At 46.1% G+C, this 1219-nt stretch carries 1 protein-coding gene; it reads left to right on the forward strand.

The features are described 5' to 3' along the window. Positions 1-69: 69 nt before the first annotated feature. Positions 70-1202, forward strand: a protein-coding gene (locus tag VR7878_RS14870; RefSeq protein WP_370737093.1) for an IS3 family transposase whose coding sequence is annotated in 2 segments (ribosomal slippage) — positions 70-322 and positions 322-1202 — 1134 coding nt in all. Because the reading frame shifts where the segments join, the coding sequence is not laid out codon by codon here. Positions 1203-1219 lie beyond the last annotated feature (17 nt).

Here is a 1219-nt window from a genome sequence, read left to right on the forward strand (position 1 = left end):
TGACCTGCTCCCCTAAATCTAGTCCAGTCTATACTTAGTGATGTTCATCCAACCAAGGAGATGATGAACATGAAGAAGCGATTCAACGAACAACAGATCATTACCATTCTTAAAGAAGCCGAAGCAGGTATTCCCGTCAGGGAGTTGTGCCGTAAACACGGGATCTCGGATGCGACTTTTTACACCTGGCGCAAAAAATATGCGGGAATGGATGTCTCCGAAGCCCGTCGGCTTAAGGCTCTGGAAGATGAGAACGCTCGGCTGAAAAAGCTATTGGCGGAGGCCATGCTGGATGCTGAAGCACTTAAACTGGCTCTCAACCAAAAGTACTGACCGTCGAGGACAAGCGCAAGGCTGTTAAGGCGATTCAGGAAGGTACGACTGTCTCTGAACGCCGAGCCTGTTTCCTCGTCGGTATTCATCGCGCATCAATGCGATATCAACCTCAAGTGAACCGTGAGGATGAGGCGCTTTTAATCCGTATCAAAGAGCTGGCATTGGAACGACGACGCTTTGGTTATCGGCGAATTCACTGCCTACTGAGACGCGAAGGCATAGATGTTAACCATAAACGAGTTTATCGACTGTACAGTGAACTGGGGTTAATGGTCAGCAAGCGAAGACGAAGAAAATCACAATGTGTTGAGCTGCAACCGTTACAACTTCCTTCCGTTGCTAATCACACTTGGTCAATGGATTTTGTCATGGATGCGCTCTGTAATGGTCGTCGGATAAAGTGTCTGACGATTGTTGATGATTATACGAAAGAATGTCTTGATATCCCCGTTGCCACAGGTATTTCGGGCGATGAAGTCGTGATCACACTGGAGTCTATTGCCGCATTTCGCGGTTATCCAACAGCGATACGAACGGATCAAGGGCCAGAATTTACAGGCAAAGCGCTCGATCAGTGGGCTTATCAACATGGTGTGGTATTAACATTAATCCAAGCAGGGAAGCCAACACAAAATGCGTATATTGAAAGCTTTAACGGAAAGTTCCGCGATGAATGTTTAAACGAACATTGGTTTCGGGATCTGAGTCATGCTCGTGAACTCATCAGTAGCTGGCGTATGGATTACAATGAAAATCGTCCTCACTCAGCACTGGATTATCTGACTCCATCTGAGTTTGCAGCAACCACAAGAACAGTAACGAACAATGGTGATTTAATAAGCATTACTAATGAAATTTTGGATTAATTCTTGGGGGCAGGTCA

Source organism: Vibrio ruber DSM 16370 (genome assembly GCF_900163965.1).
GTDB lineage: Bacteria > Pseudomonadota > Gammaproteobacteria > Enterobacterales > Vibrionaceae > Vibrio > Vibrio ruber.